Raw genomic sequence first — 23,751 nt, forward strand, 5'->3', positions numbered from 1 at the left:
GATTTAAATGTCAGAGAACATAATATAAAAATTTTTACTCCACAACCTGCAGCGTGCTTACGTGAGCCAGGGCTTACAACATCCGTATATATATGGATCATCAGTGCAAATCTCCGGAACGAACAGGATCAGAATCTCATGTAATGTTCATGATAAATGTTCTATAAGCACTTTACCAAAAAGTGCGAGCGATCTATAATGACATATGCAGAAATCAGCGTTAATCGAACAGGACAATGACAGGTTAAAAATCATTCTTGCTAAACTTGCCGAATACTACCCGCGGGCGAAAACAAGCCTGGTATTTTCAAACCCATACCAGCTTTTTGTGGCCACTATCCTTTCTGCTCAGACTACCGATGAACAGGTAAATAAAATTACGTCAACTCTCTTCAAAGCTGTTCCTTCTTTTGCAGATATGTCGAAAATGGAACCGGCAGAGCTTGAAAGTTATATTCAAAGCTGCGGCCTCTACCGCCAGAAGAGCAAATCGCTGGTAGTTTCCAGCAGGATTATCATCGAAAAATACGGTGGAGATATTCCAGCTGATTTTACTCAGTTAGTTAAACTGCCGGGAGTTGGCAGGAAAACGGCAAATATTATAATCGGCAGCGTATTTGGAAAACCGGCCATTGCTGTTGACACACATGTATTCAGGGTATCAAGAAGACTTGGCCTGGCTGATGGAGGAAATGTTGAACAGGTTGAAGAACAACTAAAGAATATTATTCCGGTGAGTGAGTGGATCAATTCTCATCACCGGTTGATTGCTCACGGTAGAAGGGTTTGTCATGCCCGGAAACCGGATTGTGAAAACTGCTTTCTTAATCAACTATGCCTGTATGTTCTGAAAAGGGGAGATACTAAATGACATGGGAAAAGTTATCCGTTGCAGATCTGCGTGCAAGCTGTGATTTTCATGAAATAGCTTTCGAAACCACCGCTGAGGTTCCGCCTCTGGAAGGAATGATCGGTCAGGAGAGAGCAGTGCAGGCAACAGAATTTGGCCTGCGCATAAAGAGGCCTGGTTACAATATCTTCATGACCGGGTTAACCGGAACCGGCAAATCAAGCTATGCCCAATCAATCATTAAAAAAATATCGTCAGGAGAACCTGTTCCCGATGACTGGGTCTACGTTTATAATTTTGAGCATCCCGGTGAACCGATTGCGTTGAACCTTCCGGCCGGTACAGGTTATGATTTTTGTAATCGTGTCGAAGAACTTCTTGAAGATTTAAAACAAACCATACCAAAAGCATTTGATGGAGAAGATTACGAACGTCAAAAGTCCGTATACGTTAAAGAATTTCAGGAAAAGCGGTCTTCCCTGCTTGAAGAACTGAACAAAACGGCCCAGGATATGGGTTTTGCCCTGAAAAGAACCAGTTCCGGGTTTGTAACAATACCTGTTCATGAAGGTGAACAGATCAGCGAAGAGGATTATGCCAAGCTCGATCAATCCCAAAAAGACGATTTTGAGAAAAAATCAACTGAAGTACAGCTTAAAGCAATGGAAATTATGCGCCGGGTTCAAAAGGAAGAAAAAGAGCTTAAAGAACAGTTGAAGGAACTCGATCAGCGTATCGGATTGGTAGCTATCGGGCACCTTTTCAACGAGCTAATGGAAGATTATGAACATAACCAGGCGGTTACGAAATACCTGAAAGCATACCAGGAAGATGTGCTTTCCAACCTGAGCGATTTCCGTGGTGAAGATGATGAACAGCAGAACCCCATGTTCTGGTTGAGAAGGCAGACTCAGGATCAGGCCGACATGCGCTATACGGTTAATCTGCTGGTCGATCACCGTGATACAGAAGGTGCACCCATGGTTTATGAAACCAACCCTTCCTACTATAATCTACTCGGCAGGGTTGAATATGAAAACCGTTTCGGGATGGTCGTTACCGATTTTTCAATGATTAAACCGGGAGCGCTGCATAAGGCAAACGGCGGTTATTTAATCTTACAGGCTCGGGATGTTCTAACGGCCATGCAATCCTGGGAAGTCCTTAAAAGGGTGATCAGAACACGCGAAATCAGGATAGAAAACATAAGTGAACATTTCGGATTAGTGGCGATGGCAACCTTGCGACCACAGCCAATACCCCTAAACATAAAAATCGTTATGATCGGCACACCATATCTTTACCAGATTCTCTACCACTATGATGAAGATTTCCGTAAACTCTTTAAAATAAAAGCCGATTTTGATGTCGAAATGGATCGTCGTGAGGATAACATCAATAAAATGGCCGGGTTTATCTCATTCCACTGCAATAAGCAAAACCTGCGTCACTTCAATCGTGAAGCAGTTGCCGAAATCGTAGATCACAGCACAAGGTTGGCCGAAAACAGGGAAAAACTAAGCACCCGCTTTAACGAAATTGTTGACATATTATTTGAAGCAGATGCCTGGGCAGATATAGACGGTGTAGATATCGTCGGTAACGCACAGGTAGAAAAGGCTCTTTCTGAAATGATCTACCGCTCGAATAAGTACGAACAAAAAATTGTTGAATCAATCAAAGATGGAATTATTCTGATTGATACGGAAGGCAGTAAGGTTGGACAGGTCAATGCCTTATCGGTACTAGACCAGGGTGATTACCGTTTTGGTCGACCATCCCGAATAACTGCATCAACCTATCTGGGACGAAAAGGGATCGTAAATATTGAGCGGGAAAGCGATTTGAGCGGAAATATTCATGACAAGGGAATTCTTATTATGAGCGGATGTATCGGTCAGCGTTACGGATCGATTGTGCCCATGAACCTGACAGCCAACCTCTGTTTTGAACAGTCCTATGGCGGAGTTGACGGAGACAGCGCTTCGGCTGCCGAACTTTTCTGCCTGCTCTCGAGCCTTGCCGATGTACCACTCAGGCAAGATCTGGCCATTACAGGTTCGATCAATCAGAAAGGTGAAATTCAGCCTATCGGTGGAGTAAATTACAAGATCGAAGGCTTTTACCTGGCCTGTAAAGCAGTCGGATTGACCGGCACTCAGGGTGTAATTATCCCTGAGAAGAACCGCCGCTCGTTGATGCTTCAAAAAGAAGTTGTCGAGGCTGTAGAAAAAGGACAATTTCATATTTATACCATGAAAACTATTGATGAGGGGCTTGAGCTTCTTTCCGGTTTGAAAACCGGAGAGCTGCAAGAAGATAATACATACCCTGAAGACAGCTTTAACGGTAAAGTGGTAAAGAAACTTAAAGACTTTAACGAAGCTATTAAAGCAAAAAAAGATGACAAAAATAACGACTTGATTGCCCCAAAAGATGAAAACGGGAAAGAAGAATGACCCGATGAATGTAGTATTAGTCGAACCTGAAATACCTCCGAATACCGGCAATGTTGCCAGAACCTGCGTAATGACGGGTAGTAAATTGCACCTTGTTGAGCCCCTGGGCTTTTCTATCTCCGAAAGTCAGGTCCGTCGCTCGGGGCTCGACTACTGGAAATACCTTGACCTCGAAGTGCATGCTGATTTCATGACACTTCAAAAAACTTACCCTGACTTTCGATTTCTTTATTACTCCACCAGGGGCAGTCAATTCTATCATGAAATCGACTACCGTTCCAACGATTTTCTCGTCTTCGGCAGTGAAACAAGGGGGTTATCGACAGATATTTTGGACCAGGCAGAAATTACCCTGCGGATTCCGATGAACAACCAGATTCCCCGTTCTCTTAACCTTGGCAATACCGTAGCCCTGGTACTCTATGAAGCGCTCCGTCAGCAAAACTTCCCCGGCCTCATTTAATCCATCCTTATTCCTGAATCCTCAATCAATCTAAAACTTTAATCCCTGGTTCACGATTATCGTCTTACACCTGATTTGATAACCAATTTACGCTACTCTTTATCAGCAGACTCCGATACTGTTCGCTCCGGGGTTTTGCACTTCTTATCCACTTATACGGATGCTGTAAGCCTTGGCTCACGTAAGCTCGCTGAGAATTGCTGCGGCTTAACTGCAGCCTTCCAAGAGAAACCTCGACAGTCGACACTTAAGTCTCCGGCCTCGGTCCGGTCTTTAAAAAACCTGAAGCAGAATTTAATATTTTTAATGACCGGATCTCTTTATTCGCTTTGTTTCGCCGGCAATTCTAGACCACTCGCTTAATGATTCGCTGCAGGCTTACAGCACCCGCCTTATTGCATGCTTGTTATGTTTTAAATAAATAAACCAACCTGAAACGGGATAAGCAGACCCTGATACTGTAAGCGACATTAACATGAGCGGTTAGAATTACCGGTGAGCCGAAAGAAGAAGCGGTAAATGCCTCTCCGGAATGATTAATACTGTTTCAGCTTTCCAGAGAGGCAGACCGAGGCCGGAGACTTTAGTGTCGACTGTCGAGGCTGCCTGCTGAAGCTTGAAGGCGAACCGGCAGTAATTCTCCGCGAAATGATCCGGAGCGCACAGTATCAGGTTCTGCTTATACGATAAAATATCTTGAATGGATGAAAACATGTTTCGTGAGCCAGGGCTTTTAGCATCAAATTTATTTGACTTTAATAACCCCCTGCGCCCTCAGCGTTTCAATATCGCTCTTGGTATACCCGAGCTCTTCTAAAATCTCTGCTGTATGCTCACCATGGGCCGGAGGTTGCAACCTCAGGGATCCTGTTTTTCCGGTAAATAGAAGCGGAAAACCGGTTAAAAGCTCACCCTCTAGACCTGCTGCAGACTCTAACCAGTAGCCCTCAGCCCGGTTTACCGGGTGCCTGATCGCTTCATTTAATTCAAGGATCGGTTCGCAGCATGCATCGGTTTCAGAGAAGAGTTCTATCCACTCCTGCCTCGATTTTTCTTTAAAAAGTGAGCGAACCTGTCTGATCAGCTCTTCTCTCTTTTCCTGTTCAAACTGCAGGGAAATCCACTCCGGTTTACTCACAGCTTCGCAGAAATTTTGCCAAAATGCCGGTTCCAGCGCACCGAGGCTCATAAATCGGTTATCTTTAGTTTTATAAATGTTATAGCAAGCATAACCACCGGTGATATGGGCACTGTCACGTCTGGGAAGTGCCTCGTTGCCGGTCAGCGCCGATGCGGCATAGGTTAACCAGGGCAGCAAACCCCTGGTCATTGAGATGTCAACAAAACTACCCTCTCCTCTGGTCTCTCTTTTAAAAAGCGCCATCATGATCCCATTTAGCGCCATGAGAGATCCGCCGGCTATATCAGCTATCTGCACTGTCGGCATAACCGGGTTACCGTCATTACCGCGGCTGAGTTCGAGCATTCCGGCCAGAGCCGTATAGTTAATATCGTGACCGGCCCTGTCGCGATAAGGACCTTTCTGGCCGTATCCACTGATCGATGCATATACAATCTGCGGGTTAATCGCTTTCAAGTGATCGTAACCCAACTGCAGGCGGTCCATTACACCAGGCCTGAACCCTTCGACCAGAACATCTGCTTTCTTACTTAGTATTTTAATAATCTCACGTCCGGATACACTTTTCAGATCCAGGGCAATGCTCTTTTTATTACGGTTTAGTTGTCTGAAGAAGGCGCTGCCATTTTCAAAAAAAGTGCCGACGAACCTTGTGGGATCGCCGGCATGTATATCTTCTATTTTCAGAACTTCCGCACCATAGTCGCCAAGCATCATGGTACACAGCGGACCAGGCAGAAGTCTTGTTAAATCGATCACTTTTAAACCGGTAAGCGGTTGTTCTTTTAATTTTCCTGAATCGGCCATTATCTGTGAGTATAATGCGGCAGCAAGATTGGGCCTACCCGGCCGTCCGCCGCACCCGTTTCTTCCAACTCCCGGTGATATGTTTCAACATGATTCAGGTTTAATCCTTCAGGCACAGACATTTCCTTGCTCCTGGCAGCCGCATGCCTGCCGGCACGACGACCGAAAACGACGATATCCAACAGGGAGTTACCCATCAGACGGTTAGTCCCGTGAATGCCACCAGCTGCCTCACCGGCAACGTAGAGGTTTTCAACCGTGCTCTGCGCATCGGCATCGATGATCAGCCCTCCGTTCTGGTAGTGCAAGGTCGGGTAGATGAGCATCGGTTCTTTACGAATATCCACTCCAAAACGCTGGAACTGACGGAGCATCGCCGGTAGCTGTCGCTCAATTGTCCCCTCTCCGTGGATCAGTTCAATCAGTGGAGAATCAAGCCAGACAGCAGTTATACCCGTTGGAAGGGGAACTCCCAGTTTACGCTCCTCACATTCCCGAATAATAGCCGAAGATTCAACATCGCGGGTTTCGAGGTGGTAAACAAACTGTTCACCTTTAATATTTAGAGGTGTAGCGCCCAAACCACGGGTCTTTTCTGTTACCAGCAGCCCAAGGAGCTGAGGCGGGTAAGCTCCGCCGGTCGGATGATACTGGATCGAATCGGCGTAGATTATTTTTGCCCCGGCTCTGTAACCAATGATCAAGCCATCGGCAGTCGCCCCGTAATGGTTGCTTGTGGGAAATCCCCGGTAATGAAGCCGTCCAGAACCTCCGGTGGCAATAATAACAGTTTTCGCCCTGGCAACCTGGTACTGCTCTGTTTCGAGGTTAAAGAGCACGGCCCCCGCAGCTTTTCCGTCCCGGTCAAGGATTATTTCAACCGCAGGGTTAAATTCAACGATTGTAATTCCTTTGTTCAGCACTTCATCACGCAGGGTTCTCATTATTTCAGCACCGGTGTAGTCGCGTGCTGCATGCATTCTTTTACGGGATGTTCCGCCCCCGTGAATGGTGATCATCGTGCCGTCATCTTTCTTGTCAAACATGGTACCCATATCTTCGAGCCACTTGATAACCAGCGGCGCATCCATAACCAGTGCCCTGGCCAGTTCGGGAATATTTTCAAATCTGCCTCCGCCAACTACATCAACATAATGCATGGCCGGAGTGTCGTTTTCCTTGTCTGCAGCCTGAATACCACCCTGAGCCATCATTGTATTGGCATCACCAAAACGAAGTTTGGTAGCTATCAGAACATTGGCTCCGGCAGCATGGGCTTCCAAGGCTGCTGATGCTCCTGCACCACCACCGCCAATGATCAAAACATCAACATCGTAATCCGGCTCTGCAGTCAAATCGATATCGACGCCCTTTAATCGGCTCCACGACTCAAAAACATCTGCCATTTCAACCGTCAGGCGGGCACCCTTATCAACTCCGACTTTTAAATCCCTGAAACCGTCTACAATATAGTCAGGATGAAAATCTTTAAGAACCTGACGCCTCTCTTCCGGTGACATCCGCGGATATTCAACACCGACCCGGGAGGCTCTGTTTTCTTCCACTATTTTTACCAGTTCTCCTAACTTACCTGTATATGCCAAGTTAGATATTCCTCCTCTCCAGGTCTACTTCTCAATCTCACGGTTGTCATAGAGTTCCTGCAGTTTCTCACGGTTAGCCGCCACCAGTTCGTCGATTTCGGCATCAAGTTTGCCATCGGCAATATCTTTTGCCCTCTGAGCAAGAAATGCATCCGGTTTGGCAATATAGCGACTGTAAAGGCGCCTCGCCGTCAGAGCAGCATTGTAGTGCACAATGTTGACTGGACATCTTGATACGCACAAACCGCACATCAGGCAGTCGAAAGAGATGTCTGCCGCTTTGGCAAAATCGCCGCGCTGAATATAGGCAATATACTGCATTACATCAATATCCTGCGGGCATACTTTTGTACATGAACTGCAGCCGAGGCAGCGGTATACTTCCGGGTAGAGCTGGGCAAAATGGGCTACAGAAGGTTTGATCTCTTCCAGGTTGAAAGTGGCTTTCCGGCCCGGGAAAAACGGAATCTGGGCCAAATACATACCATCTTCCACCTTGGTCTGACAGGCCAAGCCGACTTTCAATTCGAAATCACCGGCCATCCGGTATACGGTTGCACAAGCTCCACAAAAACCGGCCCGACAGCCGCAGCCTCTTTTCAGCTGGTAACCGGCATATTCCATGGCATCCATTATTGTCAGTGATTCTGGAACCCTGTAGCGTTTTCCCATTAAAAATATGTCAACCATCTTTATCTCGTCGCTCATAAGATCCTCCTCTTTACTCGGCAGGCGGCATGGGGATAAAACCTTGATCCATCATTGCCTTGGTAAGATCCTGTGAACGCTTAATAATTGCTTCAGCATTCTTGTAGATCTCTTCGCGGCTTAACTTCACCCGGGCCACTCCTTCTTCAATGGCTTTCATTGCAGTGGCTGTCGCCACCCGGGGGAAGATCTCCCACATATCCATGGTCGGCAGGATCTTTTCAGGATTCATTCCGCCATCAGGAGCACAGGCAGCCAGTTCTTCAGCGGCAGCAATACACATGCTGTCGGTGATTGTTGTCGCCTGAACATCGAGTACCCCACGGAAAATTGCCGGAAAGCCCAGTGAGTTATTGACCTGGTTCGGAAAGTCGGAACGGCCGGTTGAAACAATCTTTGCTCCGGCTTCCAGCGCTTCCCAGGGCCAGATCTCCGGTATCGGGTTGGCGCACGCAAAAACGATTGCATCTTTAGCCATGCTGGAAATCCATTCTTTCTTGACCGTATCGGGACCGGGTTTGGATAAGGCAATGAGGACATCAGCACCCTGGCAGGCAGCCGGGGCACCACCGGTGATTGCTTCTCCGTTGGTAATCTGGGCCAGTTCCCACTTGACCGGATGTTCTTCTTTGAGCTCTGTCCGCCCTGAATGCAGCGTTTCTTTACTGTCAATCATGATTATTTTTTTCGGATCTGCTCCGGCTGCAATAATCAGACGGGCAGTACAAACATTTGCAGCTCCCACGCCCAACATGACGATCTTAATTTCGCTAATTTTTTTATTGACAATTTTAAGGGCATTAATCAACCCGGCCAGGTTGACCATCGCTGTGCCCTGCTGGTCGTCGTGCCAGACAGGGATATGACATTCTTCCCTCAGGCGGTCGAGAATGTAGAAGCATTTGGGACTGGCGATGTCTTCTAAGTTAACCCCCCCGAAGCAGGGTTGGAGCATTTTGACAAAGTTGATCAGTTCATCGGGATCTTTGGTGTCGACACAGACCGGAAAGGCGTCTACGCCGCCTAAGTATTTAAAGAGCAAGGCTTTGCCTTCCATAACCGGCATGGATGCTTCAGGGCCGATATCGCCTAAGCCTAAAACTCTGGTGCCATCGGAGACAACAGCACAGAAATTGGCCTTATTGGTATATTCATAGACTTTCGATTTATCGGCAGCAATTGCCTTGCAGGGCTCGGCTACGCCGGGAGTATACCAGATGGCAAAGTCATTGATATCACGCACACAGCTTTTTAAGGTTGTTTCCATTTTCCCTTTATAAAAAGGGTGCAAACGCATGGCGTCTTCAGCCGGCTTTTTCGCCTTGGCCAGTAGTTCATCTTTGTTCATGGTCATCTTTACAAATCCCTTCTTTCATATGTTTTTAACGAGCGTATTCCTTGGCCCCTTCGGCGTATAAGTCATTGCCGTAAGCATCGTTGATCACGGTTGCCGGGAAACCTTCAACTTCCAGGCGATGGATCGCCTCTGCCCCCAACTCAGGGTAGGCCACTACTTCACTTTTCTTGATTCTTTTGGATAAAAGTGCTCCGGCACCACCTACAGCTGCCAGGTAGACTCCTTTGTATTTAACCAGCGCATCCTTAACGGTCTGGCTGCGCAGCCCCTTGCCGATGCAGCCTTTCATCCCTTTCTCCAGCATCTGCGGGGTATACGCGTCCATCCTTCCGCTGGTCGTCGGTCCGGCAGAGCCGATGGCCTGACCGGGTTTCGCCGGTGTGGGACCGACATAATAAATAAACTGGCCTTTTAGGTCAATAGGCAGCTCTTCTCCTTTTTCCATCAGTTCAACCAGTTTTTTATGGGCTGCATCGCGAGCTGTATAGATTACCCCGTCGATTAAAACATTATCGCCTGCTTTTAAAGCTAAAACGTCTTCATCGCTCAGGGGCGCTTTAATTCTTTTTGGTTCCATCGTAAAATCTTCCTCCTTTCGGTCTGTCCTGAATTTAGATTGTTATCTCAAGATGCCGACAGGCATGGCAGTTAATGTTCACCGCGGCCGGCATACTGGCAATATGAGCCGGGAAGGTTTCGATATGTACGGCCAGGGCAAAGGTTCTACCCCCGAAACCCTGCGGACCCACTCCCAGATCATTTACTTTTTCCAAAATTTTCTTCTCCAGGTCTGCAAAGCGTTTTTCAGGGTTTGATTGCCCGATCGGCCTGAAAAGGGCTTTCTTGGCCAGCATTGCTACTTTCTCAAAAGTACCACCGATGCCTACCCCAACAACAATCGGCGGGCAGGGGTTTGGGCCGGCAGCTTTGACATGGTTCACCACAAAGTCGATCACGCCCGCTTCCCCGTCAGAAGGTTTGAGCATTTTCACCGAGCTCATGTTCTCGCTGCCCCCTCCTTTCGGGGCAAATGCAATTTTAACCTTGTCGCCGGGAACGAGATCTGTGTAAATAACGGCCGGGGTATTATCACCGGTGTTTTTCCGTTCATACAATGGATCGGTCACAATCGATTTACGCAAATAGCCTTCCGTATAGCCCTTTTTTACGCCAGCGTGAATCGCTTCTTCGAGCGTGCCTCCGGTTAAATGAGCATCCTGGCCCCATTCAACAAAAAAAACGGCAAATCCCGTATCCTGACAGATCGGGATCTGCTCGTTTTTGGCTATCTCTACATTTTCAATCAATTGCTTTAATACTTCCTTGCCCGTAGGCGATTCTTCAGTTTTCAATGACTTTTTCAGCGCATCAAAAACATCTTCACCCAGGTAGATGTTAGCTTTCTGGCACATCTCGGCCACTTGTTCTGAGATCGTCGACGCCGCTATCTCCCTCAAAACCAGACACCTCCTTCTAATGTATGAAATCATGTATAACATTAATTATTTTTCGGCTCGGGCAGGGAAAATCCTGCTGCTGGTTTTAAGATTTATAGGAATTCTAAAATTTATTATAATTTTTGCGTCGACGAAAGTTGAAGAACGCTTAAGTCTGTCAATCTGTATCTACTGAGGCCTCACATCGATCCATCAGGCACGACCAATCATGATCAACTTCTTCCTGTAGAGCTTTCCGCCTGATCTGGTCCATCTTGTTGAATCTCTTCTGACTGTCCAGGTATTCGTTAAGCGGAGTCCCTTTCATATCCGGCGGGCTTGTCAGCTTCCAGGTTATGCCGTTGTATATTTCGTAGAGCGGGAAAAACCCGGTGGTAACCGCCAACCTTGAAAGGTGGATTGTATCTGAAGATTCAGCTCCCCAACCCGGTGGGCAGGGTGAAAGGATATGAATAAACCTGAATCCTTTTATCTCTTTTGCCTTCTTCAGTTTCCGTTCCATATCATCAGGAAAAGCGACCGTGGCTGTTGCTGCATAAGGTATACTGTGAGCAGCCATGATCTGCATGATATTTTTCTTCTGCCCTTCCTTAAACAGGGGATAGGGTGCGGTGTTTGTTCTGGCTCCGTATGGTGTGGCCGAACTGGTTTGCATCCCTGTGTTCATGTATGCTTCGTTATCATAGCAGATGAAGATATAATCTTCATTACGCTGGGCAGCTCCCGAAAGGGCCTGCAGCCCGATATCGAATGTGCCGCCATCTCCAGCCAGCACAACGACTGTCGTATCGAGATGCCCCTTTGCAATCAAACCTCTTTTCAGGCCGCCGCCAACAGAACCGGCACTTGGAAACGGGCAGTGCAGGATCGGACATTTAAGGGCAGTCAGGGGAGGCATCCCGGCAATTATACTCCAACAGGAGGCGGTAATAACCATGGCTATGTCCGGACCGAGTGTTCTCGTCATATGACGGACAGTCAGAACAGCCCCACATCCCGGACAGGCACTGTGACCTGAATACAGAATTTCTCTCTCGCGATTCAATTCACTAATATTCACTGTATATCCACCCCCCACTTGTCTTCACTCTTATCAGCCAAATGACTGTCTTCGATTACCTTCTTCAGCATATCGCCGGTCAAATCGATCCCTCCGGCCAGGATCAGATCGTTTACCACGGGAGGTTTATCCATTTTATATATCGCTGATTTTATTTCCTGGGCAAAAATGCCCCCTACTCCTGTTGAACAATTCCTGTCGATGACGATCAAGCGTTTGATCTTGTGATCGCTAAATATTTTGCAGAGCTGATCTGAAGGAAAAGGCCTGAACATCCTCAGCTGGATCAAACCGGTTCCAGTAAGTTTGGGCAGGTTCCATCTCACGGTCTCAGCAGTAGCCCCGGCTGCAACTACAGCAGTTTCTGCGCCTTCAGGAATTTCTGCATATACAGCCTTATAGCTCCTCCCAAATATTTTATGGTAATCTTCGTTGATTTTCTCTAAAAGGTTCAGGGCTTTCAGCATATCCTCATGTCGTTTCCTGACCAGCAGGTGCTGATTTTCTCCCGCAGTCAGACCGTGAATGTTTTTCTGCCGGCCCGGCTGCACCTGAGCTTCGAAAGTTGGTGGTTTAATGAACTTCCTCACTGTTTCCTCTTCGGGAATATCGACCACCTCGTAGGTATGAGAAATATAGAAGCCATCAAAGACAACCATGCAGGGCAGCAGCAGTTCTTCGCTCAATACAAAAGCCTGCAGGACCGTGTCAAATACCTCCTGAGCGCCGGAACAGTATATCTGCATCCATCCCGTATCGCGTTGGCTCAGGCTGTCTCCCTGGTCCGGATCGAGCACCCATGGCGCTCCAATCGCCCTGTTCACATTGACCATGACTATCGGGAACCTTGCCCCACTGCACCACTGGGTCATCTCGTGCATGAAGGCAAGCCCGTGTGAAGAAGTAGCGGTAAAAACTCTTGCTCCTGCTGCCACGGCTCCATTACAGCACGCCAGGGCGGAGTACTCAGACTCAACGCTGACAAATTCGCCCTTCAGGAGCCCGTTGGCTGAATAATCGGCAAGTGTTTCGACAATTGCCGTCTGGGGTGTAATCGGATAGGCAGCAACCAAATCAACCCCTGCACGCTGGACAGCAGCTGCGGCTGCCTGGTTTCCGCTCATCAATTCAAATGGCATTATTATCTGCCTCCTTTCATTGCAAGAGCCTGTGACGGGCATTCTTTAACGCAAATGCCGCAGCCTTTACAATAGTCGAGATTAAATTCGTATCTACCGTCAACCAGGTCAACGGCAAGATCGGGGCAGAAGAGGTAACAGATCCCGCAGGATGTACATGTTCCGCATCCCAGGCAGCGAGCAGCTTCTGATACCGGTTCAGCCTGACGCTGCTGAAATTCCAGGTTAACCTGTGCTTCAAGGTTCAGATCTTCAAAAGCGAGCGCTTTTTCAAACTCAAGTTCCAGTTCGGGAAGAGGAAGGTCCTCCATTGCCGACTGAATACACAGTGCGGCAATTCTTCCCGCCCTGATCGCTGCCGGAACGGTGTCGGGACCTGTAACCAGATCTCCACCGGCAAATACTGACCTCTCTTCATTAATTTCTCCGAAGAGGGAGTGATCAGCTTCCTGGCCCAGGGCCATTATTACTGAACCGCATTCCTTGGTGAATGAACGGCTGCTATCAACAACCAGGCCTTCCAGGTTTGTTTTACTGTGATCAAAAATAACTGCGGTTGGTTCATTTTTTTCAGTGATGATTTCTCGTGGCCGGGCATTGAATATTAATTCAACCCCCTCACGTTCCGCTGCTTCCACCTCAACCGGATCGGCAGGCATTTCGACCCTGCTCCTGCGATAAATAAGGCTTACGTGGTTCACGCCATTCATTCTTAGAGCAGTCCGGGCGCTATCTACGGCTGCATTGCCACCCCCGATAACGACAACTGATTCGGTCAACTCCGGTGGATTCCCTGTGTTCACGCGGCTCAGAAAATCGAGAGCATTGAATACGCCGCTGTTCTTTTCACCGGGGATATTTGCCTTACGTGGAATCCAGGCTCCGGTTGCAAAAAATACCTGGTCAAATTCACTGAAGAGGTCAGCAACCGATTTATCCTTACCTATATTACAGCTTGTAACGAATTTGATGCCCTCTTTTTCCAGAACTGCTATCTCTTTCTGAAGGACTTTTCTGGGTAAGCGATATTCCGGGATACCAAGAGCAAGCATTCCGCCGATTTCTCCAGATCTTTCAAATACGGTAACGCCATAACCTGCCTGAGCCAGGTAATAGGCACTGCTTAAACCGGCCGGACCTGATCCGACCACCGCTATATCACCTTTATCAGTCTGAGGCGTTTCCGGTTTTTGATAATTCGCCAGGCGCCATTCACCGATTGTCCTCTCAACACCGGGAATATCGATCACTTCGTCAAGCTGTCCGCGATTGCAGTTTTCAGTACAGGGATGAAAACAGACATGCCCTGTAATTGCCGGGAAGGGGTTGTAAATGCTCATTATCTCCCATGCTTCATCCCATTTTTCGGCCTTAACCGCTTCCAGCCAACCCGGTATATGCCCGTCCAGCGGGCAGCCCTGTCGGCAGGGAGAAAGCCGGCTTACCCGGTCTGGGGTCATAAATCGCCATTCGCCGGTCTTGTTGGCGGATATGGGATCAAATCCACAGGCATAAGGAACTTTTTCTATCATTTGCTCAGGTGACAAGCTGCCCCACCTCCTTTACCGTTTCGTAACCCTGGGTTGTTGCCTTGATGTTTTCTTCAATACTTGCCGATACTTTTTTCCTGATCGCCGAGGTAAGGTTTTCCAGTGAAGATAATCCGCTGATCCTGGCCATCGCACCGAGCATAACTGTATTGACCATGGGGAAACTGCCAATCGTCAGTTTGTGTCGGCTGGCAATATCAGTTGCATCGACTACATAAATTTTGAATTTATTGTTTTTAAATGCTTCCGGGGGTAGCTTATCCTGCCAGTTATCATCAGCATTGATCAACATGATACCGTCTTCTTTAAGACCGGCAACAAGAGTGCTTCCGGTTATTGTAGCATCAAATACCACTACGTAATCCGGTATATAAATTCTGCTTCGGGGCATCAACCTATCCTTGCTGACCCGTATGAAGGCGGTCACCGGTGCACCCCGTCGCTCTGCTCCAAATAAAGAAAAAGCACGGGCGTAATAACCTTCCGAAAAAACTGCTTCTGCAAATATCGATGCGGCTACAACTATGCCCTGACCGCCCCTGCCGTGTATTCTGAATTCAAACATTTCGTTTTCCATAGCCCACTCCTCCCTGCAATATCCTGCAATTTGCAATTGTTTGCCTGCATAATATTGCACGGTTTTCTATTCTGGTTAGTTTACGACTTTTTCACGAAGTTTATCTTCTGCATATCGATCGGCAGCATCTTCAGGTATAATATTTTCTTCCCTGGATCGCTTGATTATCTCCGTCAGACGCCCTTCAATGCGGTCAATTTCCGATTTGATGAATTCGGTATCTTTGTTACCCTGCCTGCTGTATTCGACAAAAATAATACCCCCACCATTAATTATATAATCCGGTGCATAGAGAATTCCGCGTTCTTGAAGCTCGGGACCGTATTTCGGGTCCTTGATCACATTATTGGCTGCTCCACCTACAATCTTGCATTTGAGTTCGGGTAATGTTTTGGAGTTAATGACTCCGCCACCTCCGCAGGGAGCAAATATATCACACTGTTGACTGTAGATTTCATCGGGCGTCACAGCTGTTGCTCCCAGTGTATCCACCGCGTGTTGTAGACGTTTTGTATCTATATCGGTAACAATCAGTTTTGCTCCTTCATCAACGAGGTGCTTACATAAAGCATATCCTACACTACCCACACCCTGGATAGCTACAGTTAACCCTCTTAGGCTGGGAGTGCCGTAAACTTCAGAAGCGCAGGCTTTCAAACCTTTCCAGACGCCATATGCGGTGTATGGTGAAGGGCTGCCCAGTGCCGAACCACCTACTACATAATCTGTCTCCATCCTGACACAATCGAGGTCATGTTCTTCAGTGCCCATATCTGCTGCAGTTATAAACCGGCCATTCATTTTTTCAACACAGCGTCCATATGCTCTGAATAATTCTTCACACTTATCTTTGCAAGGATCTCCGATAATGACCCCTTTCCCACCGCCGAGAGGCAGATCGGCAGCGGCAGATTTGTAGCTCATGCCCCGGGCAAGAAACATGGCATCATCTATAGCATCTTCTTCACAGGCATAGGTCCACATACGGGTTCCACCTAATGCTGGCCCCCGAAATGTGCTGTGAATCGCAATAACCGCTTTTAATCCTGTTTCTGCATCATGAAACATTGCCACTTCTTCATATCCCTGTTCGGCCATCCTGGCCATAAAACCGGACATTTGCATCCCCCCAAAAATTATTTTCGATTCCACATTATATTTATCGCAATTTTCATACCAATTTTCCCCACACCAAAAAACCGCACAAGGGGACGGTTCTCCTGTGCGGGTTCTTTGTAATTATACCTTCCTTATTTTCCAAAAACTAATTCCCGTTAACGTCTCTATCTGACGAATTGATAACCCTTCTTTTTTAAATTTTTGTATTACCGAAGTTAAGTGTTTCCCTTCAAATAATCCAACTTCTTTCGGATCTTTTACGGCGGCGATTGTTTTAATAATCTCAACAGCCTCTCTATTGCCTAATCTTCGTTTTTCATTTATATCCAGGCACAGATCATCATTAATTGCTTGGTTAAAATCTGCCCATAAACGCTTAGCTTCTGTTTGCTCCTTTGAAAACATATTAAGTGCCAGCTCTATATTACAAATAATAGGTTTCTGAATATATTCACGATAACTGCTCCATGGGTAATTTAAATCATTTATGAGTCCAGCTTTAAATGGGTTTTGGTGGATATATCTTAATACTGTTAGAAAATATTTGTCATCTTCAACTGCTTCACTTTTATAGCGATCTTGGAATAAGTGACCTACTCGATCATATTTCCAATTATACCAGTAAACATAGCTTGCACCGATTCTCCGGAAGGATATCCCCAATGAATTAATTCCTTCTTTCATCAACAAATGTATATGATTATTCATCAAACAATAGGCATAAATCTCGTAGCCGCATGTCTTTTTATATTCTTTCACCTTCGCTAAATAAAATTGTCTATCTTCATCATCATTGAATATTATTTGTTTGTTGATTCCTCGCATTACAACATGATAGATTCCAGTGCTGCTCTTCTCTCTAGCTCCACGTGGCATAAATTCACTCCTCGAAAATATTCTATATATATTTTTCAACACTACAGTGTTATACCCTTGTTTTGATCACCTAAAAAACCGCACAGAAGAACCGTCCCCGTGTGCGGTTTAGATTAGGTTGTGTTGGTGGAGTTTGTTGTAGAGGTTGCGGATTGAAATGTCGAGGCGGCGGGCTGTTTCAGCCTTGTTTCCGCCGCTTTCTTCGAGGATCTGTTCGAGGATAGTTTTTTCCCATAGGGAATGCATATCTTTTAACGAACCATCGATTGGCATGGAAGCAGTTCGTTTTTCTTCAGCGGTGGTAATAAAGGGCATGTAAAGATGCTTTTCCTCGATAACTTCTTCGTCCCGGTCCATGTTGATTAAAGCGCGGGTTATTACGTTCTGCAGTTCGCGCATATTGCCCGGCCAGTCGTACTCCTTTAATCGGCGGAAGACACCCGGAGCAGTCTCGATAACCGTTCGGCCATATTCCTGAGCGTAGCGGTCAAGAAAATGATTTACCAGCAGGGGAATATCGCTTTTTATTTCCCGTAATGGCGGCAAAACAATGGGAAACACGTTCAGGCGGTAGTAGAGATCCTTGCGGAAATAGCCCCGGTCGGTCATATCTTCCAGGTCTGCATTGGTGGCAGCGACAACTCGCACATCAATGCTTCGCGAGCGCGACTCGCCGACCCGGATGATTTCACCTTCCTGGATAGCCCTTAACAATCTTGCCTGTGCTTCACGGCTCATCGCTCCGATCTCATCAAGAAAAAGAGTTCCACCGGCCGCCTCTTCGAAGTAACCTTTTCGGCCGCCTTTTTTGGCTCCGGTAAAAGCGCCATCTGCATAGCCGAAAAGCTCGCTTTCCAGGAGCGTATCGGTCAGTGAAGCGCAGTTAACCCTGATAAACGGTCTGTCAGCACGTTCGCTGGCATGGTGAATAGCATGAGCAAAAAGTTCCTTGCCTGTCCCGCACTCACCACGAAGCAAAACAGATACCGGAGTTGAAGCTGCCTGCCTGGCCCGTTCAATGGCGTTCAAGACTTGCTCACTGCTGCCAATGATATCATCAAAGGTGTAGCGGGATTCTAACCTTCTGATCAGACGTCTGGTCCGTTCAAGCTCTTCCATTACTCTTCGAAGTTCTGAAATATCGTGAATAACTCCGACGCTGCCCTTCAGTTTTCCGTTTATAACCAGCGGGGCACAGTTTACAATAACTTCGCGCCTGAATGGGCCGACCTTCATCCGCACACCCTTGATCGGTTTTCCCGTCTGCAGAACACGCATATGAACGCTTTCACCCTCGGCAATATCTACTGTAGCCGGTTTCTTCAGGACCTGCTCTTCGGTCATCCCGGTCAGCCTGATATACGCCCTGTTGACCATTATGCCGATTCCTTTTTCATTGACTACCGAAACGGCATCGGACAGAGAATCAATGATTGCCTGGAGCAACTGTCTGCTCTCTTCATCAGCTGTCAAAGCAGATACTTTTCTATGCACCATCCTTCAACACCTCCGAGCATAACCGCCAAAAATAAGAGCGGTTTTTATTCTTCAGCCAGCATTTCTTTAAACCGGGTTTCATCGATAATATCGATACCTAAATCTCTTGCTTTGGCTACCTTGCTACCAGGTTGGGCGCCCGTAATAAGGTAATTCACTTTTTTACTGATTGAATTACTGATCAGCCCGCCCTTTGATTCGACCAGGGCAGCTGCTTCATCACGGGTATAATCTTCGAGAGTGCCGCTGAAGACAAAAGTTTTTCCGGAGAAGATTCCTACTGATTCAGCAGTCACCGGTTCGATCAAATTCACACCGGCTCTGCGCAATTTATCAAGGACCGGTATAGTTTCCGCCATCCTTAAGAAACTGACTACCGCTTCGGCTATTTTCGGACCTATTTCTTCAACATCAGTCAGTTCTTCCTCTCCTGCTTTTTGCAGTGTTTCCAATGATCCGAATCGTTCGGCAAGCAGGCGGGCCGCTTTTTCACCGACAAAGCGTATACCCAGTCCAAACAGCAGCCGCCTGAGCGGATTAGCCTTGCTATTTTCAATGGACTCCAGAAGATTTTCCGCCGATTTATCGGCAACCCGTGGTAGTGCAGCCAGTTTTTCAACTTCAAGATAATAAAGATCGCCCACATCACGGACCAGGTTGTTGTTAAATAATATTTCGGCCATAGCCGGCCCCATTCCCTCTATATCCATCGCTCTTCTAGAGGCAAAATGAACCAGCTTTTCAACCAGCTGAGCCGGACATGAAAGGTTAATGCATCTCCTTGCCGCTTCACCGCTCAACCTGACCGTTTTCGAATTGCAGGAAGGACAGATCTCAGGCATCCTGAATGATCTCTCCTCACCAGTCCTCTTTTCTATAATAACTCTCAATACTTCGGGTATGATCTCTCCTGCCTTGCGAACTACTACCGTATCCCCGATCATTATCCCCTTTTCAGCAATAAAATCCTCGTTATGTAAACTGGCTCTCTGCACAGTTGTTCCGCTTAGCGCAACCGGGTCAAGAATGGCTATCGGCGTGATCGCACCGGTCCTTCCAACGTTTACATCAATATTAACTACTTTTGTCATCTTCTCTTCAGGAGGGTATTTATAGGCTACCGCCCACCTGGGACTTCTGGCCGTAGTACCCAGATTCCGCTGCTGCGTCAGATCATTGACCTTGATCACTATACCATCGATTTCATAGGGCAGTTCATGCCTCGACTCAGACCAATCGGAGCAGTACCCCCAGACCTCCTCCGGCCCACGGCATAGCTTGCGGTGCTGGTTTACCGGAAATCTGAGTTCATGCAGGTAATTGAGCAGCTCATACTGTGTGTTGACATGTAAATTATGCTCTCCCAGGCCATAAACAAAAAGTTTCAAAGGTCGTGCGGCAGCCAGACGGGGGTCAAGTTGCCTGACAGAGCCGGCCGCTGCATTGCGGGGATTGGCAAAAAGCATCAGTCCCTGTTCCTCACGCTGCCTGTTCAGGTTTTCAAAATCACTTTTATTGATATATATTTCCCCCCGGATTTCTAAATCAAGGGCTTCTTTCAGCCGCAGGGGAATCTGTTTGATTGTTTTAATGTTAAGGGTGATATCTTCGCCTGTATGGCCGTCCCCACGGGTTGAACCATTTTTAAAGATGCCTTCTTCATACTGCAGTGAAACTGCCAAACCATCTATTTTGAGCTCACAGAAATACTCAACAGTACTCAGACCCGACAACTTACGAACCCGGGTGTCAAAATCTCTAACTTCATCCTCATCAAAAGCATTGTCCAGGCCCAGCATGGGCACCTTATGCTCGAGAGGCACAAATGCTGAGAGAGGCTCTCCTCCAACCCTTTGAGTCGGAGAATCTGGATCCTTAAGCTCGGGAAATTTTTCCTCAAGTTTTTTTAACTCTTTCATCATCTGATCAAACCGATGGTCGTCCACTAAAGGCTGATCGAGTACATGATAATGGTAGTTATAATCATCGATTTCACTGCGCAGTTCTGCAATCCGCTGCCTCGCTTTATCCAGACCAAGTGCGTCCATTCCTTTTCCCCTTATAACTCAATTAGAAATATTAATAAACAATCAAAAAAATAAAACAAATAAAAAAGACTACTTGATATGGCTTCCTCAATTGGCCGCCCTATTTGTCAGCTTTTTCTCAACGATCAATCGGTAAATTGTATCAAAAAGTAGAATAGCGGCAAAAACTACAGCGGCGTATAGAAAAAAAAGCCCGAAATACCTGATTACACCAGAATGCCAGAGATGCCCCAGCAAAATAAGAAAAAATCCGGTTAAAATCGAGAAAAATTGGAACCTCGAAAAGGCGCTCGGCTGAAAATTAGCCGCACCCATGGCAATCGCCAGCACTTTTTCCCTGCTGCTGTTTTTCTCAATATTTGCAGCTCTCACCCTGTCAATCACTGTGATCCCCAACTGAAGAGTTATTATGGCGGCCATGAATGAAAATGGAAGCAAACCATTGATTAACGCAAGAATACCGGCCCAGCCGCCTAAAAACCAGTCAACGGCATGATCAAAGTACGCGCCGTGCAGGGAATACTGCTTCCTTGCCCTGGCCAGTATCCCATCAACAAAATCTGTTAAAGCCGCTACGATCAGGATAAAAATCTGCCAACCCAGGGAAATCCCAACCAGGAAAAATATAATTGCTGTAAGAACCAGAAAGGCCCTTAAAGCCGTTACATGATTGGGTGTAAACCACTTGGGAAAAATAAAAAGAACCAGCGGTCCGAATAATCTGTCCCGCAATTTCTGTTCAGCTTCTGATATGCGATCACCAAACCGGGTCATTATGAGACAGCCTCGCTTTCCCGGACACTACTTAATAATTCTGTATGAACGACTTATACCCTTTTCATACTTTCTTGACTTTTAATATTCGATCTGTATAATTAAATTAGCAAACATACTGACCGGTCGGTTTTTAATTATTTGTGTGGAGGCATCATATGAACAACATTCAGCGCAGCGCACAGACCAGGGCAACCATCCTTTCGGCAGCCACCCTGCGTATCGCTACTGACGGGTATGCGTTTACCGGCGTCGCAGAAATCTGCGAACAGGCCGGAGTTAGCAAAGGCGCATTTTATTATCATTTCGAAAGCAAGGAATCAGTCTTTCTCGAATTGATCGATACCTGGCTTACCACCCTTGAAGAAAACCTGGAGGATGCGGTAAACCGGGCTGATAACGTTCTAGTCGGAATGCTCGAGATGGCCGGTAAAATGCAGGACCTTTTTATCTCAAACCAGGTCTTGATGGGCCTTTTTCTTGAATTGTGGACCCATGCCAACCGCAATGAAAAAGTTCGCAGCGCTACTCTTGCTCCATACCGGCGTTACCAGAAGATATTTTCCAGGTTTGTCAGCCGCGGAATCGAACAGAAAGTGATCGCACCTGTTGACCCGGAAACCACCGGCCAGCTGCTTCTTTCACTTTCAAGCGGTCTCTTTCTACAGGCTTCACTTAACCCTGAGGGAGAAAACTGGGGGAAAAAGCTGCAGGACAGCATTAATATACTTTTTGAAGGTTTAAAACGGAGGGATTAAAATGATATTAATTACCGGAGCAACCGGGCATTTGGGCAACGTACTGGTCCGGGAGCTTATAAATAGCGGAGAGAAAGTCAGGGTATTCGTTTTACCCGGGGAGCCACTTAAAGCTCTGGAAGGTATGCTGGTAGAAGTCGTGGTCGGCAATATCCTCGATTGCAACGCGCTAAAACAGGCGATGCAGGGTATCGATCAAGTTTATCACCTGGCCGGGGTGATCGCAATCCGCCCGGGTATGGAAGAAATGATGCAGCAGGTTAACGTTGAAGGTGCACGAAACGTAGCAGAAGTTGCCCTGGAATGCGGGGTAAAACGGCTCGTTCATGTTAGCTCCGTCCACGCATTCCGCCGTGAACCGCACGGGATAACAATCGATGAGAAAACTCCTCTGGCCATTGACAGCCCGAACGGTTCATATGACCGGACAAAAGCCGAAGGAACAATGGCTGTTCTTGATGCAGTTCAAAAGGGCTTAAATGCAGTTATTGTCTGCCCCACCGGCATTATCGGCTCTCATGACTATGCCGACTCCGAGATGGGTCGGGCTCTCCTTTCTTTTGCCGATCGCAGGGTAAATTTATTGATCGACGGCGCTTTCGATTTCGTCGATGTCCACGATGTAGCCCGGGGTCTTATTCTGGCCTGTGCTAAGGGGCGATGCGGGGAGATCTATATTCTTTCCGGACAGCAGGAAACAATTGAAAGCCTACACGACATGACAAGGAAAGCCCAGGGAGAAAAAGCATATAAAGTTAAAGTCCCGGTAAAACTGGCCATTGTTGCCGTTTCAATTATCCAGTATTTCACGCAGTGGCTGAAAATAAGGTCCCATTATACAGTCTATTCGCTGCAGACAGTAATCGACAACTCGGTATTCAGCTCACAGAAAGCCTGGAACGAACTTGGTTACCGGCCCAGGCCTCTTTCAGAAGCTATTGCAGATTTTCTGGTTTGGAGCAGCTCGAAAAAAAGAGCGGTCCAGGAAAGTTTAAAATTACGCAGCGGTAAAAAAAGATATCGGAAAACGGTCATTCCTCAGAAACAGGGTTAAATTTACCGTAAATATAATCAGATATTTTATCCAGCGGATCGCCCGGTGTAAAAACCTGATCGCAACAACCGGTCTTAATCAGTTCGTCGGCATCCTCTTCAGGGATTATACCTCCAACCAGCATCAGCACATCTTCCATGCCATTCTTTTTCAGTAAGCCTTTGACCCTGGGGGCCAGGGTCATATGCGCCCCTGATAGAATACTCAGACCCACCACATCCACATCTTCCTGAAGGGCTGTCTCCGCTATCTGTTCCGGTGTCTGGTGCAGCCCGGTATAGACCACTTCCATCCCGGCATCCCTCAGCGCCCGGGCTACCACCCGCGCCCCCCGGTCATGCCCATCCAACCCCGGCTTCGCCACCAGCACCCTGATCTTTTTCCCACTCATCTCAACACCCCTTTAATTTCGGGACACATTAGTTAATTATATTTTCAGACATTTGTTACCCA

General features: G+C 47.1%; 22 protein-coding genes. 5 read left to right on the forward strand and 17 right to left on the reverse strand.

Annotated features, from left to right (window positions below):
• Positions 1-205: 205 nt before the first annotated feature.
• Genes nth through SCJ97_05615 form a run of 3 tightly spaced genes read left to right on the forward strand, consistent with a single transcriptional unit; the run spans position 206 to position 3,772 of the window.
• A complete protein-coding gene (gene nth, locus SCJ97_05605; GenBank protein ID MDW7739518.1) occupies positions 206-871 on the forward strand; it encodes an endonuclease III in 666 nt (221 codons plus the stop codon).
• Positions 868-3,309, forward strand: a complete 2,442-nt coding sequence (locus SCJ97_05610) for an ATP-binding protein (GenBank protein MDW7739519.1) — start codon at positions 868-870, stop codon at positions 3,307-3,309. Before nth ends, SCJ97_05610 begins: the two co-directional genes overlap by 4 nt.
• Positions 3,287-3,772, forward strand: coding sequence for a tRNA (cytidine(34)-2'-O)-methyltransferase (locus tag SCJ97_05615; GenBank protein MDW7739520.1), 486 nt, complete (start codon positions 3,287-3,289; stop codon positions 3,770-3,772). The genes SCJ97_05610 and SCJ97_05615 overlap by 23 nt, the downstream gene beginning before the upstream one ends.
• A gap of 489 nt (positions 3,773-4,261) precedes the next feature.
• On the opposite strand, the gene SCJ97_05620 is transcribed toward SCJ97_05615, so the two are convergent.
• The 16 genes from SCJ97_05620 to SCJ97_05695 all read right to left on the reverse strand — a co-directional run bounded on the left by SCJ97_05620 (position 4,262) and on the right by SCJ97_05695 (position 21,486).
• Positions 4,262-4,486 carry a hypothetical protein gene (locus SCJ97_05620; protein ID MDW7739521.1) on the reverse strand — a complete coding sequence of 75 codons (225 nt, stop codon included), beginning with the start codon at positions 4,484-4,486 and terminating at the stop codon, positions 4,262-4,264.
• 31 nt (positions 4,487-4,517) lie between these two features.
• Entirely contained in the window at positions 4,518-5,720 is a 1,203-nt protein-coding gene (locus SCJ97_05625) for a CaiB/BaiF CoA-transferase family protein (GenBank protein MDW7739522.1), read from the reverse strand.
• The gene (locus tag SCJ97_05630; protein ID MDW7739523.1) at positions 5,720-7,324 is read right to left on the reverse strand and encodes an FAD-binding protein; all 1,605 of its coding nucleotides are present in this window, start codon (positions 7,322-7,324) and stop codon (positions 5,720-5,722) included. Before SCJ97_05630 ends, SCJ97_05625 begins: the two co-directional genes overlap by 1 nt.
• Before the next feature lie 24 nt (positions 7,325-7,348).
• Entirely contained in the window at positions 7,349-8,032 is a 684-nt protein-coding gene (locus tag SCJ97_05635) for a 4Fe-4S dicluster domain-containing protein (GenBank protein ID MDW7739524.1), read from the reverse strand.
• Between the two features lie 13 nt (positions 8,033-8,045).
• Positions 8,046-9,386 carry an NADP-dependent malic enzyme gene (locus tag SCJ97_05640; GenBank protein MDW7739525.1) on the reverse strand — a complete coding sequence of 447 codons (1,341 nt, stop codon included), beginning with the start codon at positions 9,384-9,386 and terminating at the stop codon, positions 8,046-8,048.
• 28 nt (positions 9,387-9,414) lie between these two features.
• Positions 9,415-9,966, reverse strand: a complete 552-nt coding sequence (locus SCJ97_05645; protein MDW7739526.1) for a Fe-S-containing hydro-lyase — start codon at positions 9,964-9,966, stop codon at positions 9,415-9,417.
• Between the two features lie 34 nt (positions 9,967-10,000).
• Positions 10,001-10,846: a fumarate hydratase gene (locus SCJ97_05650; protein ID MDW7739527.1), complete on the reverse strand. Its 846-nt coding sequence runs from the start codon at positions 10,844-10,846 to the stop codon at positions 10,001-10,003.
• Positions 10,847-11,003: 157 nt separating this feature from the next.
• A complete protein-coding gene (locus SCJ97_05655; GenBank protein ID MDW7739528.1) occupies positions 11,004-11,906 on the reverse strand; it encodes a thiamine pyrophosphate-dependent enzyme in 903 nt (300 codons plus the stop codon).
• Positions 11,903-13,045 carry a pyruvate ferredoxin oxidoreductase gene (gene porA / locus SCJ97_05660; GenBank protein MDW7739529.1) on the reverse strand — a complete coding sequence of 381 codons (1,143 nt, stop codon included), beginning with the start codon at positions 13,043-13,045 and terminating at the stop codon, positions 11,903-11,905. The genes SCJ97_05655 and porA overlap by 4 nt, the downstream gene beginning before the upstream one ends.
• Before the next feature lie 2 nt (positions 13,046-13,047).
• The gene (locus tag SCJ97_05665; protein MDW7739530.1) at positions 13,048-14,592 is read right to left on the reverse strand and encodes an FAD-dependent oxidoreductase; all 1,545 of its coding nucleotides are present in this window, start codon (positions 14,590-14,592) and stop codon (positions 13,048-13,050) included.
• On the reverse strand, positions 14,582-15,172 hold the full coding sequence (locus tag SCJ97_05670; protein MDW7739531.1) for a 2-oxoacid:acceptor oxidoreductase family protein: 591 nt from the start codon (positions 15,170-15,172) through the stop codon (positions 14,582-14,584). The genes SCJ97_05665 and SCJ97_05670 overlap by 11 nt, the downstream gene beginning before the upstream one ends.
• 75 nt (positions 15,173-15,247) lie before the next feature.
• The gene (locus tag SCJ97_05675; protein MDW7739532.1) at positions 15,248-16,291 is read right to left on the reverse strand and encodes a Glu/Leu/Phe/Val dehydrogenase dimerization domain-containing protein; all 1,044 of its coding nucleotides are present in this window, start codon (positions 16,289-16,291) and stop codon (positions 15,248-15,250) included.
• 120 nt (positions 16,292-16,411) lie between these two features.
• The gene (locus SCJ97_05680) at positions 16,412-17,167 is read right to left on the reverse strand and encodes a transposase (protein ID MDW7739533.1); all 756 of its coding nucleotides are present in this window, start codon (positions 17,165-17,167) and stop codon (positions 16,412-16,414) included.
• Between the two features lie 108 nt (positions 17,168-17,275).
• Positions 17,276-18,664: a sigma 54-interacting transcriptional regulator gene (locus SCJ97_05685; GenBank protein MDW7739534.1), complete on the reverse strand. Its 1,389-nt coding sequence runs from the start codon at positions 18,662-18,664 to the stop codon at positions 17,276-17,278.
• A 44-nt stretch (positions 18,665-18,708) separates the two neighbouring features.
• Positions 18,709-20,712, reverse strand: coding sequence for an NAD-dependent DNA ligase LigA (ligA, locus tag SCJ97_05690; protein ID MDW7739535.1), 2,004 nt, complete (start codon positions 20,710-20,712; stop codon positions 18,709-18,711).
• 87 nt (positions 20,713-20,799) lie between these two features.
• On the reverse strand, positions 20,800-21,486 hold the full coding sequence (locus SCJ97_05695; protein MDW7739536.1) for a CDP-alcohol phosphatidyltransferase family protein: 687 nt from the start codon (positions 21,484-21,486) through the stop codon (positions 20,800-20,802).
• Positions 21,487-21,644: 158 nt separating this feature from the next.
• Between SCJ97_05695 and SCJ97_05700 the strand changes: the two genes are divergently transcribed.
• The gene (locus tag SCJ97_05700) at positions 21,645-22,244 is read left to right on the forward strand and encodes a TetR/AcrR family transcriptional regulator (GenBank protein ID MDW7739537.1); all 600 of its coding nucleotides are present in this window, start codon (positions 21,645-21,647) and stop codon (positions 22,242-22,244) included.
• A 1-nt stretch (position 22,245) separates the two neighbouring features.
• A complete protein-coding gene (locus SCJ97_05705; GenBank protein MDW7739538.1) occupies positions 22,246-23,298 on the forward strand; it encodes an NAD-dependent epimerase/dehydratase family protein in 1,053 nt (350 codons plus the stop codon).
• Here SCJ97_05705 and SCJ97_05710 read toward each other — a convergent pair.
• Positions 23,276-23,689, reverse strand: a complete 414-nt coding sequence (locus SCJ97_05710) for a cobalamin B12-binding domain-containing protein (GenBank protein ID MDW7739539.1) — start codon at positions 23,687-23,689, stop codon at positions 23,276-23,278. The two genes, SCJ97_05705 and SCJ97_05710, sit on opposite strands and share 23 nt — an antisense overlap.
• Positions 23,690-23,751 lie beyond the last annotated feature (62 nt).

The organism is Bacillota bacterium (genome assembly GCA_033549065.1).
In the GTDB taxonomy this organism is placed as follows: Bacteria; Bacillota; Dethiobacteria; order DTU022; family DTU022; genus JAWSUE01.

Excerpts from the sequence above, each read along its gene's own strand:
- nth (MDW7739518.1), top strand. The coding sequence starts at position 206 with ATGCAGAAATCAGCGTTAATCGAACAGGACAATGACAGGTTAAAAATC.
- SCJ97_05610 (MDW7739519.1), top strand. The coding sequence starts at position 868 with ATGACATGGGAAAAGTTATCCGTTGCAGATCTGCGTGCAAGCTGTGAT.
- SCJ97_05615 (MDW7739520.1), top strand. The coding sequence starts at position 3,287 with ATGAAAACGGGAAAGAAGAATGACCCGATGAATGTAGTATTAGTCGAA.
- SCJ97_05620 (MDW7739521.1), bottom strand. The coding sequence starts at position 4,486 with ATGTTTTCATCCATTCAAGATATTTTATCGTATAAGCAGAACCTGATA.
- SCJ97_05625 (MDW7739522.1), bottom strand. The coding sequence starts at position 5,720 with ATGGCCGATTCAGGAAAATTAAAAGAACAACCGCTTACCGGTTTAAAA.
- SCJ97_05635 (MDW7739524.1), bottom strand. The coding sequence starts at position 8,032 with ATGAGCGACGAGATAAAGATGGTTGACATATTTTTAATGGGAAAACGC.
- SCJ97_05640 (MDW7739525.1), bottom strand. The coding sequence starts at position 9,386 with ATGACCATGAACAAAGATGAACTACTGGCCAAGGCGAAAAAGCCGGCT.
- SCJ97_05645 (MDW7739526.1), bottom strand. The coding sequence starts at position 9,966 with ATGGAACCAAAAAGAATTAAAGCGCCCCTGAGCGATGAAGACGTTTTA.
- porA (MDW7739529.1), bottom strand. The coding sequence starts at position 13,045 with ATGCCATTTGAATTGATGAGCGGAAACCAGGCAGCCGCAGCTGCTGTC.
- SCJ97_05670 (MDW7739531.1), bottom strand. The coding sequence starts at position 15,172 with ATGGAAAACGAAATGTTTGAATTCAGAATACACGGCAGGGGCGGTCAG.
- SCJ97_05675 (MDW7739532.1), bottom strand. The coding sequence starts at position 16,291 with ATGTCCGGTTTTATGGCCAGGATGGCCGAACAGGGATATGAAGAAGTG.
- SCJ97_05680 (MDW7739533.1), bottom strand. The coding sequence starts at position 17,167 with ATGCCACGTGGAGCTAGAGAGAAGAGCAGCACTGGAATCTATCATGTT.
- SCJ97_05685 (MDW7739534.1), bottom strand. The coding sequence starts at position 18,664 with ATGGTGCATAGAAAAGTATCTGCTTTGACAGCTGATGAAGAGAGCAGA.
- ligA (MDW7739535.1), bottom strand. The coding sequence starts at position 20,712 with ATGGACGCACTTGGTCTGGATAAAGCGAGGCAGCGGATTGCAGAACTG.
- SCJ97_05695 (MDW7739536.1), bottom strand. The coding sequence starts at position 21,486 with ATGACCCGGTTTGGTGATCGCATATCAGAAGCTGAACAGAAATTGCGG.
- SCJ97_05700 (MDW7739537.1), top strand. The coding sequence starts at position 21,645 with ATGAACAACATTCAGCGCAGCGCACAGACCAGGGCAACCATCCTTTCG.
- SCJ97_05705 (MDW7739538.1), top strand. The coding sequence starts at position 22,246 with ATGATATTAATTACCGGAGCAACCGGGCATTTGGGCAACGTACTGGTC.
- SCJ97_05710 (MDW7739539.1), bottom strand. The coding sequence starts at position 23,689 with ATGAGTGGGAAAAAGATCAGGGTGCTGGTGGCGAAGCCGGGGTTGGAT.